Raw genomic sequence first — 14,014 nt, 5'->3', positions numbered from 1 at the left:
TGGCTAGGAGGGCCTATGAGCAGTTTTGATGAAATACAAAATAGAGAAGCAGGCTTACATAAGAAATTATCTGCAAAGCAAATGGGAATGATCGCAATTGGTGGAGCGATTGGTACTGGACTGTTTATGGGAAGCAAGTTTGCAATCAGCTTTGCTGGCCCAGCCGTTATTGTTAGTTATGCGATTGGTGGCCTAATTGCATTTGCTATCATGGCTTGTTTAGCTGAAATGACAGTTCAGCATCCAACTTCGGGTTCCTTCGGCGCCTATGCAGAACATTATATTAGTCCACTTGCAGGGTTTTTAGTCCGTTATTGCTATTGGGCATGCATTGTATTAGCAGTGGGCACAGAGATTACAGCAGTTGCTGACTATATGAAATTATGGTTCCCACATGTCGGTTCTTGGATCTGGATTGCTTTTTTCTCGGTTACCTTGCTGGTTGTAAATGCCTATAGCGTTAAGGCTTTTGGATTGGTTGAATATTGGTTTTCGACCATTAAAGTCTTCGCCATTATTGTATTTATTCTTTTGTCTATTGGCATATTGACTCAGAGTCATGAAGGAACAGGACAAGTCATTTCCAATTTAACTGAGCATGGCGGCTTTTTCCCCCATGGTTTTAGTGGGGTTTGGATTGGAGTCATTATTTCAATATTTAGCTATTTAAGTATCGAAATGATCGCTGTTGCGGCAGGTGAGGCTAAAGATCCGGAGCGAGCTGTTAAAACTGCCTTTAAAAGTACTGCAATTCGCTTAATCCTATTTTATTTACTGTCTTTATTTTTAATTGTGGCACTTGTTCCATGGACGGATTTAATTGGTACTGAAACGACTAGCCCTTTTGTAATGGTAATGAAAATTGTAGGTATTCCATATGCAGACAGTATTTTAAATTTCATTGTAATTGTCGCAGCTCTATCAGCTATGAACAGCATGCTCTATATCTCAACACGTATGTTGTTTAGCTTGTCGCGGGCTGGTGATGCCCCAAAGCTATTTGGACGTATTAGTAGCAATGGTGTGCCAGTTAACGCGCTGCTCTTATCTGCTGTTGGTATTGGTATTGCGAGCATCGTCTATACGATTAACCCAGCTTCAGCTTTTCCCATCATGATTGCGCTATCTATGTTTGGAGCATTATTTACGTGGGGTAGTATCTTTGTTACGCATATGTTTTTTAGAAGAAATATGACGCAACAAGGTTTGCAATTAAAGTTTAAAGTTCCAGCTAGTCGGTTTATTTCGTTGTTGGGATTAATCGCGATTTTAAGTATCACTATTACGACTTGGTTTACCAATGAATTTAAGTCAACTCTACAATTCGGTGTTCCTTTAATTGTTGTTCTTACGTTTTTCTATTATTTAAAACGCTCATCAGCCAAGCTTTCTTTGAGTGCTCATGAAGAATCGTTGAAGTGAGAAGCATATGAAACAATATGATAATTCGATTACTGTAGCTAATGAAGATGAGATACTGACTAGCTTTCAAATAAGAAGTTTAGTCAGCTATCAAGAATATAGACACATTCGAGATATTCAATATGGTGCTCATCCCCGATCTACGTTAGATTTATTTCCTGTAGAACAGACGAATAAAACCATTATTTTTATCCATGGTGGATATTGGCAGTGGTGTGAGAAATCAGATTTTGCTTTTATTGCGCCGTATATTTTAGAACAAAGAGCTCAATGTATTCTTCTAGAATATAACTTAGCTCCACAGAGTAAAATTGCAGATATTGTAACTCAAGTTTATCAAGCTCTCGATTTCATTGCAGGGCAAGATTGGATAACCGATGAGGTTGTGTTGGTTGGACACTCGGCAGGAGCCCATCTCGGCGCATTAACTTTAGACCATCCGCTCATATCTGAGATAGTCTTATTAAGTGGAATTTATGATTTAGAGCCAATACAAAAGACCCATTTAAATCATGCGCTAAATTTGACAAAAGAAGATATTTTGAAATATAGCCCTATTTATCATAAAGAGAGAATTCATATCCCTTGTAAAATCTTATGTGGAGAACTGGAACTCGAAGAATTGAAATGGCAAAGTCAGATCTATTTTGAAAGTAAAAGTAGCCAAGATCTGGATTTGGTTCAGTTTAAGCTTATTCCAGAGGTCAATCATTATTCAATTCTAGATTATTATTTTAAGTCGGAATTTATATAAGTAATTGAAAAATATATTATATAACCTCTATCTGTATAAAAAGGATTATATTCAAAATTTAATTGCCACCAAAATGTGAGCTCAATCACAACTAATCCTATTTTTTGCAGAAAGTACTAGTTGTTGTTGACCTGACTATTAAACTTAATTAGATTAAAAAGATAGTGCTTTCTCACTAGACGACAAAATGTTTAGCTGTTGTTTGGATGAGTTTCAAGTCCGTAGCTTCCCAAGATACGGACTTTTTTATTTTTTAATTATAAGTAAAATATAATAACTATTTATTATGATTTTTGATCATCTTAGAAGGTATTAAACTTTAATAGTTTTTATAAATTTTTAATGAATATTGTAAATATAAATTTAGAACTTACTGGCTGTAAATTTAGACTTATAAAATAAGTTTATAATATAATTTAAAAACAACTTCATAAATTTGTCATATTTTTTAGCTAAATTAAAGTTATAAAAACAAAAAACTATAACAAATACTGTTCTTTAATTTTAAATCCAGCCGACTCCTATGGGGTGGCTTTTTTATTTGAAAAAGAAGGAGCCTTTATGAAAGTACAATATTTTGAAGGTGGGATGTATGAACATATGTGTCCAGCTTGTGGGCATCTCCACTATATTCCGGTAGAGTATCCCTTTTCTAATGGACACCAGTGTACCTTTAATGGCAGCTTTGAGAAGCCAACATTTAATCCGGACATAAGTATTGTTGGTCGTTGTCATTATTTTATTAAAGAAGGGTTTATTGAATACGCTACGCATAGTAAACATCATTTAGCTGGACAAAGAGTAGAACTACCTGAACTGGAAAATAGATAAATGTTTTAATTATATAATATTTTTATTTATTTTTTTGAAGTAATATTTTTTTACGTATTTGATACTGAAGTTTTATAGTTAAAAAGTGTAAATCTCTTCTAGTTGCTGATTTATTTAAATTCTGAAATAATTTTATAAATAATTGTTTTATTGTGTGTTTATGGATGTTTGGAAATTTTTGCGAAGCTTCAATACTGTTGGAATATATCTTTCGATTTCTACTTTTATATTAGTGGTACTGATTATATATTTCTATATTTTAAATCCCTCATAAAATTTTATGCTGAAAAGCATGAGTCAAATTTTAATATTAAAGTTCTATATTTTTAGTTTATTTGAATTGGTTCACATTTTTGATTAAAAAAATATACTAGCGTTGTGAAAAATAAGATTTTGTGAAAATATAATTTGGTTTTACTACAGGAGAGTATAAGAAAAATTTCTTTCAAAAATATTTAAACCTTAAAGATAGTACAGATCATAACAAAAATGCCTGAAATAAAAGATATGGAGATTTTTCATGAAGTTTTGCCAAGTATCGGCTGTTTTCTTAACAATGGCCGCCGTCAATTTTGTCTATGCCGCAACCCCCACATCAAGCTCTATCTTAGATTCTTCGCAAATAAAAGGAATTATTAAAAACCAATATATTGTTATTCTTAATAAAGATGCTGGCCTACCTACAGTTTTTGCCCAGAATATTGCTAAGCAACATGGAGGCAAGATTCTACAGTCGTACGACACTGTACTTAAGGGTTTTGCAATTTATTTGCCAGATACAGCGGCTACTGCTTTTGTCGAAGCAATGAAAAAAAATCCACAAGTAATTTCTGTAGAAAACGATACAGTCATGAAAATTGATGCAACTACTCAGAGTAATCCGGATTGGGGGCTAGATCGGGTAGATCAAAAAGCTTTGCCTTTAAATTCTACATATTCTTATTCACAAACAGGTTCTGGCACGACAGCTTATATTGTTGATACAGGTATCTTGTCTAGCCATCAACAATTTTCTGGACGTGTACAAGCAGGTTATACGGCGATATCTGATGGGAAGGGCACAACTGACTGTAACGGGCATGGGACTCATGTCGCTGGTACGGTGGGGGGAAGTGCGTATGGAATTGCGAAGAATGTAAGTTTAGTTCCAGTTCGAATTTTAGGTTGTGATGGTTCTGGTGCCTCTAGTAACGTGATTGCTGGTTTAGATTGGATATTAAAAAATGGTAAAAAACCCGCTGTTGTAAATATGTCGTTAGGTGGAGATGCAAGTGCATCTTTAGACAGTGCAGTTGAAAATCTATTTAATAATGGTTATGTCATGGTGGTGGCAGCAGGAAACTCAAATACGGATGCATGTAACTCTTCGCCAGCAAGAGTGAGTAAGGCAATTACAGTCGCAGCTACAGATAATACTGATACACGGGCAAGTTATTCCAATTATGGCAGTTGTGTTGATATTTTCGCCCCAGGAAGTCAGATCAATTCTGCATGGATTGGTAGTAATACAGCAACTAAAGTGCTAAATGGAACTTCAATGGCTACTCCACATGTTGCTGGCGTGGTTGCTGAAATGTTGCAAAGTGCACCTACTGCAACACCTCAAACAATTTCAACTAATCTTGTAAATCAGGCGAGTAGTAATGTGGTAAAAAATCCATCTGGTAGTCCAAATCGTTTGTTATATAAGGCTCCTTAATAAAAAATGTAATCAGTAGATCGTAAAAAGGTCCCGAAGGACCTTTTTTAAATTTTAGCGTGAGTACCATATTTATCAATCATGATTGAACTGGCTTCATTTAAGCCGCGTACAGTAACTTTTATGCCATTTTTTTGAAATTTATTAACAACTGAATCAAGCATTGCTACTGAGGTCACATCCCAAATATGTGAGTGAGTTAAATCTATAATAACGTCTTGGATTTCTTCATTAAAGTTAAAACTTTGTAGAAACTTTTCAGAAGAACTAAAGAAAATCTGACCTCTTAAATCATATAAACGGGCTTCACCTTCAAAAGAAGCATTTACATGGATGTTATTTTCAAGTTTATTTGCTAAGAATAATGCCGAAAGTAATACACCAGTCAATACACCTAGCGCTAAGTTATGTGTGGCAACCACCACAGCAACAGTTGCGATCATAACGATATTGCTACTTTTAGGATTAGTTTTAAAGTGAGTTAGAGAACTCCACTCGAAAGTACTAATTGACACCATAATCATGACAGCCACAAGAGCAGCCATTGGAATAACCTTTAGCCAATCACTTAAAAATACAACTAAAATCAGTAAAAATATACCTGCACAGAAAGTAGATAAACGCGTACGACCACCTGATTTTACATTAATCATTGATTGGCCAATCATCGCACAACCCGCCATTCCCCCCATAAAACCTGTGGCAATATTCGCTATACCTTGACCTTTGCACTCTTGAAATTTATCGCTTGGAGTGTCCGTCATTTCGTCAACGATTGTTGCAGTCATCATTGATTCAAGTAAACCCACCGCAGCAAGGGCTAAAGAATAAGGAAGAATAATAAGGAGTGTTTCTAAATTAAAAGGAATATCCGGAATTAAAAAAATAGGTAAAGTATCTGGTAATGACCCCATATCACCAACCGTTCGAACATCCATACCTAGAAAAATGGCGAGTAGCGTGATAATAACAATACAAATAAGTGGGGAAGGAAAGAATTTTCCAATTTTGGGAATATAGGGGAATAAATAGATAATTCCTAAGCCGATTGCTACTAATAAGTAAACATGCCAAGTCACGTTTACTAACTCTGGTAATTGAGCCATAAAAATGAGGATGGCGAGGGCATTAACAAACCCAATAACAACCGATTTGGAAACAAAACGCATGAGTTTAGCGAGTTTAAAATATCCAGCTAAAATCTGTATGGCGCCGGTTAAAACTGTTGCTGCAAATAGGTATTGAAGTCCATGGTCTTTTACAAGTGTCGTCATGACTAGGGCCATGGCACCTGTAGCTGCCGAAATCATAGCGGGACGACCGCCAACAAATGAAATAATAACGGCAATACAAAAAGATGCGTATAAACCGACTTTTGGATCTACACCTGCAATAATTGAAAATGCGATTGCTTCGGGAATTAAAGCAAGACCAACAACAAGACCTGAAAGAATATCTGCACGGACATTAGAGAACCATTGTTCTCGGACATTCGATAACATGAGGGAATAGCCTATAGTTCTAAATTTTGAAAAGGCTAGTGATGTGATATATCAACACAAGCGATTACACCACATCACTAAACAATGATGAGTTATTTACAATGATAAGGGTAAATAAACTTAAGGTGGCGTAAGTGTCATGATGATAGAGAATTTGAGGCTTTTAAAAGTGGCGAAAGAATAACATAGGTTGTTAAAGTTGACTAACTTGAGCTTATTAAATCGGGTCGATAAAAGGGTTAATCGTAATTTTTCATTTCCGCTTTGGGCATCGAAGTAAATTCATTTAATGGCATGTCTAAGAAGAAGTCATGTGCTTCAGTATGCTTACAGGTCAACCAATCATTTCTAAGATGATCCGGTATTACAATAATTGAGCGTTTTTCATCATCAGGTTTATGAAATTGTTTCATGAAAGGATGTTGATCGGCATTAATGGTTAATAGCGACATCGATCTCACTTTCTGCTCATCAATTATCGTTTCTTCATAGATCGCAGCAAGTGTAAAAGGTTGCCCATCTTGACGGAATATGCCATACCAGTGCGCTTTTCCATTAATATATTTTGGTTCATAAATAGCTTCAACAGGAATAAGGGCAAATTGGTCATTTGACCACGCATGTTTAAACGAACGTTTTTGCTCTACAGTCTCCGTTCTTGCATTATAAGTTGCATACTTGAAAGAAATTTCTTTTGCATAGGGCGGAAGCATTCCAAATTTAGCTTTTCGCCATTCAACTTCATTTTGATGAGATAAAATGAGAGGGCAATCATCGCTAGGATAGACATCCATCTTATATTCAAAAGTTGGTTCAAATAAGTTTAATTGATTGGCATGAGTTTTCTTTATGGGTTTAAAATTTGCGCACATAAGGTATCCTTATATATAAAATATTCTTCAATTACAGCTTCTAACTTTTAACTTCTTTAGATGTATATTTTTATAATTAGAATTGTCTTTTTAGGTATTAATTTTTATCTATCAATTACTTCGTTAATAAATGTTTATTTAAAATTATGTTCATTTTAGAAAGTATTAAGATATAAAATTAATAGAGTAAGTATAAAAAAAGATCGACCTTAAGTTTAAGTTACTCATCTTAAAGGTAACCTTGTGTGAGTGTTCATCCATTTTGAATAGCTACTTTTATGCAACAGAGCCTTTCAGAAATTTAGATTTTAATAGATTCGTTATTCGTCATAATACAAATCATATAGAGAACTCATACAAACCCTTTATTAGAGGTTTGAAAATTCTCGGAAAATTTTGACAATTTATAAGGTGGACACATGAATAAACATTTATTGGCTAAAATTACTTTATTAGGTGCCGCTCAGCTACTTACACTCAACTCTGCATTTGCTGATATTCCTCTTACTCCATCTCAGTTTGCTAAAGCGAAAACAGAAAATTTTGACAAGAAAGTTATTCTCTCTAATTTAAATAAGCCACATGCTTTGTTGTGGGGGCCTGATAATCAAATTTGGTTAACTGAGCGGGCAACAGGCAAGATTCTAAGAGTTAATCCAGAGTCGGGTAGTGTAAAAACAGTTTTTCAAGTTCCTGAAATTGTAAATGATGCGGATGGACAAAATGGTTTATTAGGTTTTGCCTTCCATCCTGACTTTAAACATAATCCTTATATCTATGTTTCAGGCACATTTAAAAATCCGAAATCTACAGATAAAGAATTACCGAATCAAACGATTATTCGTCGATATACCTATAACAAGGCAACAGATAGTTTTGAAAAGCCTGTAGATTTATTAGCTGGATTACCTTCATCGAAAGACCATCAGTCGGGCCGTCTTGTCATTGGTCCAGACCAAAAGATTTACTATACGATTGGTGATCAGGGGCGTAACCAGCTTGCTTATTTATTCTTGCCAAACCAAGCACAACATACGCCGACTCAACAGGAACTGAGCGGCAAAGACTATCATGCCTATATGGGTAAAGTATTACGCTTAAATCTGGATGGAAGTATTCCAAAAGATAATCCAAGTTTTAATGGTGTAGTTAGTCATATTTATACGCTCGGTCATCGTAACCCACAGGGCTTAGCATTTACTCCAAATGGAAAACTACTGCAATCTGAACAGGGCCCAAACTCTGACGATGAAATTAATCTCATTGTTAAAGGTGGTAACTATGGTTGGCCAAATGTAGCGGGTTATAAAGATGACAGCGGTTATGCGTATGCAAATTATTCGGCAGCAACCAATAAAGCACAAATTAAAGATTTAGGACAAAATGGTTTAAAAGTAGCAGCAGGTGTTCCTGTGACTAAAGAGTCTGAATGGACTGGTAAAAACTTTGTGCCGCCGCTAAAAACCTTATATACCGTCCAAGATACCTATAACTATAATGACCCAACCTGTGGAGAGATGACCTACATTTGCTGGCCAACGGTTGCGCCGTCATCTGCTTATGTCTATAAGGGCGGCAAAAAAGCAATTTCTGGTTGGGAAAATACCTTATTGGTTCCATCTTTAAAGCGCGGTGTTATTTTCCGTATTAAGCTAGATCCAACCTATAGTGCGACTTATGATGATGCTGTACCGATGTTTAAGAGCAACAACCGTTATCGTGACGTGATTGCAAGTCCAGATGGGAATGTTTTATACGTGTTAACTGATACTGCCGGAAATGTCCAAAAAGATGATGGCTCTGTAACGAATACTCTAGAAAACCCAGGATCTCTGATTAGATTTACATATAAAGCTCAATAAAACAGGCTATTAAAAAACCGATCTACATAAGATCGGTTTTTTTCAGTTTAAGAAAAACTATTCAGTTACGACTAATACCGGTAAATGAATTTCTCCTAAAAGGGCTTGAGTCACACTTCCTAAAAAGAATTTTTTAAACCCTTTTCGACCATGAGAACCAATGACTAACAAGTCTGCTTTGAGTTCGGTAGCTGCTTTAATAATTTCTGTATGAATTGTTTGACCCTCAACAATTTTTGTTTCAACAGAAATTCCATGTTGGCTAAATTGCTCTTTTGCTTGGTCTAAAATACCCTGAATAGATGCTTTAGCTTTATTAAAATAATCCTGTGCTAATTCTGTACTATCAATGAATTCTACAGAAATAAAAGGATCTATCGTAAGCGCATATACTAGAGTCACTTTACTACCAAAGGCCTTAGCAAGACTTGCAGCGTGATTTACAGCAATGAGTGAAGTAGGAGAACCATCGACTGGAACCAAAATATGGTGGTAACTCATATATTGCTCCTTATTGTCTTTTGACAATGTTTATCTTAGAAGAAATTAAGTTTGTTATCGTTATGGTTATATTATCGCCAATTTTTATAATTTTATTGTTTATTTTTAGTGTGAATAAGTGAGCCGTAAATTCTCTTAAGCATTTATCTTAAGACATGATAATGACTTTCTAAATAAGGCTGATTTTGCTTAAGTATAGAGATAACTTGGTTAGCATCAACAGCAGATTCAAACAAAAATCCTTGGCCTATGTTGTATCCAAATTGACGAAGTAATTCTTCTTGTTCTGGGGTTTCGATGCCCTCTGCAATGAGCCCAAGTGACAGATTAGGGGCGAGTAACCCAATCGCTTGTACAATGGCATAGATAGATGGGTCATGTTGCATCTTTTGTATAAAACTACAATCCACTTTTAAACTGTCAATTGGATAGTCACGAATATGGGTAAGCGATGAAAAACCTGTACCAAAGTCGTCTAGTGCAATACGTACACCATGTTGTTTTAATTTATTGAGCGCTCGGATCACATAATCTGAACCTCGGTCACCCAGCATATGTTCAGTGACTTCTACTTCAATATAATGTGTTGGAATTTGAAATTGATTGATCTTTTTCAAAAGCCGTTCAGCATAGTTGTCTCTTAAGAACTCAACTGGTGCGGCATTGAGCGAAACAGGAAGAGGTTTAATATCTAGATCTATCCATTTTGCGATGTCACGTAAAACTTGATGCTGCATAGTTTCACCGATTTTACTCGCCAAGTTATAATCTTTAAAAGCCTCTGCGATTTGTGATGGATAACCTCTTTGAGCTGAAGTTGTATGCCATCGTAATAAAGCTTCAAAACCTACAACACGATGGGTTCTTAAGTCGACTTTGGGTTGATAGTAGGGCTGGATTGTATGATGGCGAATAAGCTGTCGCGCTAAATTAAGTTGAGATGCGACTGTTTCGGTCATTTGCATCATGCATGGATCATACATGCGAATACCGCCACGACCACGAGCTTTTAAGTCATGCAATGCCATATCTGCACAACTTAGTAGACCTGACTGATCTATAGCATCTTGGGGATAGATCGCACAACCAATACTCATACCGCCATTTAGAGCATTACCTAAATAGGTAATAGGCAGATTTAGCTGCTGAAGTAAAATGGCTGCTAGGTCGCGTACATCATTTTCAGATTTAAGGTTATTAATAATAACTGCAAACTCATCTCCACCCAGTCGTGCAACAAAACATCTTTCATCATCAACACAATGACTAAACCGTTTGGATAAGACTTTTAAAAGATGATCGCCTGCGCTATGTCCTAAAGTGTCATTAATATGCTTAAAATGATCAAGATCAATTAATAGTAAACCAACACTTGTTTGATTATCTTTTGAATATGCAAGAGTGCGTTTAAGCTGAAATTTAAATGAGCGCCGATTACATAATCCGGTCAGCTCATCTCGCTCACTCATATTTCTAAGCTGATTTTCTGTCAAATGCTGTTGAGTAACGTTACGTGATACACAAAGTATTTGTATGATTTCACCATTTTCCCGATGAATCGGGGTAAGCATATTATCCCAATATTCGGGGTCCTGATCTGGTAAACAGCTCATTCCAGCAAATCTGGCAACTTTGCCCTGAAGCGCTTTTTTTAAAGCGACGCGTCCACGTTTACGAATATGAGGTGGCAAAAGCTCAAGCCATTTCATACCAAATTTTGTTTCATCAACAGGAACACCCAAAGCGAGGCATCCTGATTTGTTCATATGAGAAACTGTGCCGTCTACATTTAATACTTTAATGCAATCCACACTGATATCTAACATTTGATTTTGTATTTCAATATTCTTTTGCAAGTTTTGTTGTTCTTGAATATCGTGATCAATATCTAAAAAGCTGACATACCATTCACTGACTAGAGAAGAGGCGCGATATTTGGATGTTTGAATAGAGAGCTTGCACCATCTATATTGATTACCACTTTGTAAAAGTCGGCATTTTAATTCTATTCTTTTTTGCAGGCGTATTGCTTCGAGCCATCTATTTTTGACTTCATCTAAATCGACAGGAGATATAAAATCCAACCATTGCTGAGGTAATGGAGAAAAAGTATCCTGCCAATATTCTGTACACTCTATATTGCAATATAATATCAAGCCATTTTCATCACTTACCCAAGTCGGTAGTGGAATTTGCTCAACAATAAAATGCTTTTGGGTGTTGTTCGACATTGAAGTCATAACATGCCTAGAAAGATTGTATGGGCGGGTAATCTATTTATCAGTCATTATTGTAATCTTTCTGTAGTAACCAAAACAGTAATAAATAAATCTCACCTGTCTTTTTTTTGTACTGAAAATGAGATGTTAAATAAATTATATACTTAATATTTAATTTATGTTTTTGTTATTTATTGATTTTTATTTGTGATAAGTTAAAAAAATATTTATGCTTATTTTTGTAAAAAACTTATTAAAACAGAAGCTTATAATTGACTTTAAAGACTTATTTTAATAAAACCAATGAAAATAAATTATAAAAATGATATGAAGTAATTTGCAATAACTAAAATTTTAATAAAACAAAATTTAACCATAATATATAAAGAGGGTAAGGTTTTAAAAATTCTGATTAAATACAATAACCATCATTAAGTTTACAAAAGTAATATAAAATAAAGGCTTATATTATCGTAAAATTGTTTTCATCAAGAAGGATATATATTTCCTTTTTGTGCATTTTATAGCCTACATTTTCCCCAAGATGTAGGTTTTTTTTATTCTTAATTTTTGTGTTTATAATCTCTAACTATTAAAAATAAAAAAAAGCCAAATGGCTTTTTTATACAGTTTCAGGTTTCTTCAATTCTTGTTGAATATAAAGATTCATATAATATTGTTCAATATAATCATCAGCATAGTTGTTTGCTAAGGTTTTTGTTGCCACTTGTTCATGTTTTAAATAGCAGTTTGATTCGAGGTCTTTTTCAAGTACCCACCATTGACGGTTAATACGACGTACTTGAAACTTGTCACTTTTGTATTTTCTTTTAGCCATTTTCAAAAATTTGCTATTCAGTTGTTGAAAGAGAATTTCTACTGGACTTAGAGGCTCAAGTCAACAGATGAGAAGTTAATTGATTATTTTATGTAGGGGAGTTGTTTCTATTAAGACCTAGATGAAGCATTAAAATAGAAAAAGCTCTCGTAAAGAGAGCTTAATTATTAGTATAAAACATCTGTTTCTCTTTTAACGAGAAAGATTCTTTAAAAGTAATTTTAAACTTTCCATCATTTTTTCTAATTGTAACGGAGTGATACCTTCGAAAGATTGTTCGAGTACCACGCTGGTTAGATCATTAATCTTATTGATCATTTCAGTACCTTTTTCTGTAAGTACTACGCGGGTGATTCGACCATCGGTCTGACAAGAATAAGTTTCAACCAAACCTTCATCTTTTAAACGATAAACAATCTTAGTAGTCGTCGACATTTTTGAAATAATCATATCTGAAAGTTCAGAAACACTCGCATGGGGCTTACTGCTTAAAGCCAACATAATGCGTCGACGTGAGTTATCTAAACCATATTTTTTTAAAGCATTATCAATATTTTGTACATACTGAGCATGTACTTGAGTAATCCAATAATATGGAAAATCTTCAAGAGTAAAAGATTCTGTTGTAGGTAAAAAACGCGCATACTTCTTTGTCATTGACTTTTCCCCATACCTTGGTGGATCGCATTTCTGGTGAACTATCTTTAATAGTTGAAAAATATAGTTTCATCAAGCAAGTTATATCAGGACTTTACTTGGTGAGCAAAATTTATATAGTTAAATTTAACAATGACATGGTTTAACGGTCCTTATCTTGATAAACATTTCTATACTTTGCATAAACTACAAATACTCTTCTTCTATAGTCAAAGTTTGTTGAAAGTTAATGTGACTGAATGGGTCATCGCCATTAGTTCCTTAAAATCTTTGACAGATATACAAGATTGCATTGAGGCTTGCTTGATTGTTAATTAAACAATATTGGCTTGCAGACGCATCGTAGAAAAAAAATTATGATTTGACCGTGGCATTGAACGAGATAGTTTTTGTCTCTAAAGTCATAATTACGAAAAATTAAGATATTTAAATAATAAATGTTTATAAATATCAAAATCTTGATGTGTTTTGTTTTTGATAAAATTTACCATACATTTAACATGAATCATCAATTATTTAGTAAATTAAAAAGGGATCGTTTATTAACTTGTTGATTATTTTAATAAAATTAAAAAAACTGGTTGAGTAGTTAAGTTTATAAATTTAACTTTTTTATCTATAAATTATATTTTTAATAATTTTTACATCAGACAGGATGTCGCTCATCTTTTGAATCGAAAAAAGAACCGACTTTAACTGTTATGTTAGCAAGAAGAAGTACCTGCACAGGTTATGGCAAGAGCTACTCAGATTAAGTGATATAGGCCCTATTAGAATGGTTTGTTCAATAGATTGAGCTTACAGTTTTATTTGATTAATTAGATATAGTTTATAAAAAAGGGAGAACTTATATTCTC

General features: G+C 34.4%; 12 protein-coding genes. 6 read left to right on the top strand and 6 right to left on the bottom strand.

Annotation, left to right across the window (positions count from 1 at the left end):
- The first annotated feature begins 15 nt into the window (after window positions 1–15).
- The 5 genes from KTH84_RS04495 to KTH84_RS04475 all read left to right on the top strand — a co-directional run bounded on the left by KTH84_RS04495 (window position 16) and on the right by KTH84_RS04475 (window position 4,706).
- Window positions 16–1,422, top strand: a complete 1,407-nt coding sequence (locus KTH84_RS04495) for an amino acid permease (protein WP_133973250.1) — start codon at window positions 16–18, stop codon at window positions 1,420–1,422.
- A 7-nt stretch (window positions 1,423–1,429) separates the two neighbouring features.
- Entirely contained in the window at window positions 1,430–2,176 is a 747-nt protein-coding gene (locus tag KTH84_RS04490; RefSeq protein WP_262472178.1) for an alpha/beta hydrolase, read from the top strand.
- A gap of 561 nt (window positions 2,177–2,737) precedes the next feature.
- Complete coding sequence (locus KTH84_RS04485; protein ID WP_262472177.1) at window positions 2,738–3,007, top strand: DUF6527 family protein; 270 nt, start codon at window positions 2,738–2,740, stop codon at window positions 3,005–3,007.
- Between the two features lie 160 nt (window positions 3,008–3,167).
- Complete coding sequence (locus KTH84_RS04480) at window positions 3,168–3,281, top strand: hypothetical protein (protein WP_262472176.1); 114 nt, start codon at window positions 3,168–3,170, stop codon at window positions 3,279–3,281.
- A gap of 246 nt (window positions 3,282–3,527) precedes the next feature.
- A complete protein-coding gene (locus KTH84_RS04475) occupies window positions 3,528–4,706 on the top strand; it encodes a S8 family peptidase (RefSeq protein ID WP_262472175.1) in 1,179 nt (392 codons plus the stop codon).
- A 47-nt stretch (window positions 4,707–4,753) separates the two neighbouring features.
- On the opposite strand, the gene KTH84_RS04470 is transcribed toward KTH84_RS04475, so the two are convergent.
- Both KTH84_RS04470 and KTH84_RS04465 read right to left on the bottom strand, forming a co-directional pair.
- A complete protein-coding gene (locus KTH84_RS04470; protein WP_262472174.1) occupies window positions 4,754–6,208 on the bottom strand; it encodes a SulP family inorganic anion transporter in 1,455 nt (484 codons plus the stop codon).
- Between the two features lie 239 nt (window positions 6,209–6,447).
- Window positions 6,448–7,080, bottom strand: coding sequence for an SOS response-associated peptidase (locus KTH84_RS04465; RefSeq protein WP_262472173.1), 633 nt, complete (start codon window positions 7,078–7,080; stop codon window positions 6,448–6,450).
- Window positions 7,081–7,499: 419 nt separating this feature from the next.
- On the opposite strand from KTH84_RS04465, the gene KTH84_RS04460 reads away from it, so the two are divergent.
- On the top strand, window positions 7,500–8,942 hold the full coding sequence (locus KTH84_RS04460) for a glucose/sorbosone family PQQ-dependent dehydrogenase (RefSeq protein WP_133973262.1): 1,443 nt from the start codon (window positions 7,500–7,502) through the stop codon (window positions 8,940–8,942).
- A 57-nt stretch (window positions 8,943–8,999) separates the two neighbouring features.
- On the opposite strand, the gene KTH84_RS04455 is transcribed toward KTH84_RS04460, so the two are convergent.
- The 4 genes from KTH84_RS04455 to KTH84_RS04440 form a co-directional block, all read right to left on the bottom strand.
- Window positions 9,000–9,443, bottom strand: a complete 444-nt coding sequence (locus tag KTH84_RS04455) for a universal stress protein (protein ID WP_133973264.1) — start codon at window positions 9,441–9,443, stop codon at window positions 9,000–9,002.
- Window positions 9,444–9,586: 143 nt separating this feature from the next.
- Window positions 9,587–11,683 (bottom strand): EAL domain-containing protein, encoded by a 2,097-nt coding sequence (locus KTH84_RS04450; protein ID WP_202741889.1) that lies wholly within the window; start codon window positions 11,681–11,683, stop codon window positions 9,587–9,589.
- Between the two features lie 601 nt (window positions 11,684–12,284).
- A complete protein-coding gene (locus KTH84_RS04445) occupies window positions 12,285–12,500 on the bottom strand; it encodes a hypothetical protein (RefSeq protein WP_003652142.1) in 216 nt (71 codons plus the stop codon).
- A 192-nt stretch (window positions 12,501–12,692) separates the two neighbouring features.
- Window positions 12,693–13,157, bottom strand: coding sequence for a MarR family winged helix-turn-helix transcriptional regulator (locus tag KTH84_RS04440; RefSeq protein WP_002121027.1), 465 nt, complete (start codon window positions 13,155–13,157; stop codon window positions 12,693–12,695).
- Window positions 13,158–14,014: the final 857 nt, after the last annotated feature.

The sequence above is a fragment of the Acinetobacter sp. WU_MDCI_Abxb74 genome, assembly GCF_025513915.1.
Classification (GTDB): domain Bacteria; phylum Pseudomonadota; class Gammaproteobacteria; order Pseudomonadales; family Moraxellaceae; genus Acinetobacter; species Acinetobacter calcoaceticus_C.
Note: the sequence above shows the minus strand (reverse complement) of the source record. Positions and strands in the feature narration are given on the sequence as shown.

What these genes read in the sequence shown, in the direction of transcription:
- KTH84_RS04495 (WP_133973250.1), top strand. Translation starts at nt 16, where the DNA reads ATGAGCAGTTTTGATGAAATACAAAATAGAGAAGCAGGCTTACATAAG.
- KTH84_RS04490 (WP_262472178.1), top strand. Translation starts at nt 1,430, where the DNA reads ATGAAACAATATGATAATTCGATTACTGTAGCTAATGAAGATGAGATA.
- KTH84_RS04485 (WP_262472177.1), top strand. Translation starts at nt 2,738, where the DNA reads ATGAAAGTACAATATTTTGAAGGTGGGATGTATGAACATATGTGTCCA.
- KTH84_RS04480 (WP_262472176.1), top strand. Translation starts at nt 3,168, where the DNA reads ATGGATGTTTGGAAATTTTTGCGAAGCTTCAATACTGTTGGAATATAT.
- KTH84_RS04475 (WP_262472175.1), top strand. Translation starts at nt 3,528, where the DNA reads ATGAAGTTTTGCCAAGTATCGGCTGTTTTCTTAACAATGGCCGCCGTC.
- KTH84_RS04470 (WP_262472174.1), bottom strand. Translation starts at nt 6,208, where the DNA reads ATGTTATCGAATGTCCGAGAACAATGGTTCTCTAATGTCCGTGCAGAT.
- KTH84_RS04465 (WP_262472173.1), bottom strand. Translation starts at nt 7,080, where the DNA reads ATGTGCGCAAATTTTAAACCCATAAAGAAAACTCATGCCAATCAATTA.
- KTH84_RS04460 (WP_133973262.1), top strand. Translation starts at nt 7,500, where the DNA reads ATGAATAAACATTTATTGGCTAAAATTACTTTATTAGGTGCCGCTCAG.
- KTH84_RS04455 (WP_133973264.1), bottom strand. Translation starts at nt 9,443, where the DNA reads ATGAGTTACCACCATATTTTGGTTCCAGTCGATGGTTCTCCTACTTCA.
- KTH84_RS04450 (WP_202741889.1), bottom strand. Translation starts at nt 11,683, where the DNA reads ATGACTTCAATGTCGAACAACACCCAAAAGCATTTTATTGTTGAGCAA.
- KTH84_RS04445 (WP_003652142.1), bottom strand. Translation starts at nt 12,500, where the DNA reads ATGGCTAAAAGAAAATACAAAAGTGACAAGTTTCAAGTACGTCGTATT.
- KTH84_RS04440 (WP_002121027.1), bottom strand. Translation starts at nt 13,157, where the DNA reads ATGACAAAGAAGTATGCGCGTTTTTTACCTACAACAGAATCTTTTACT.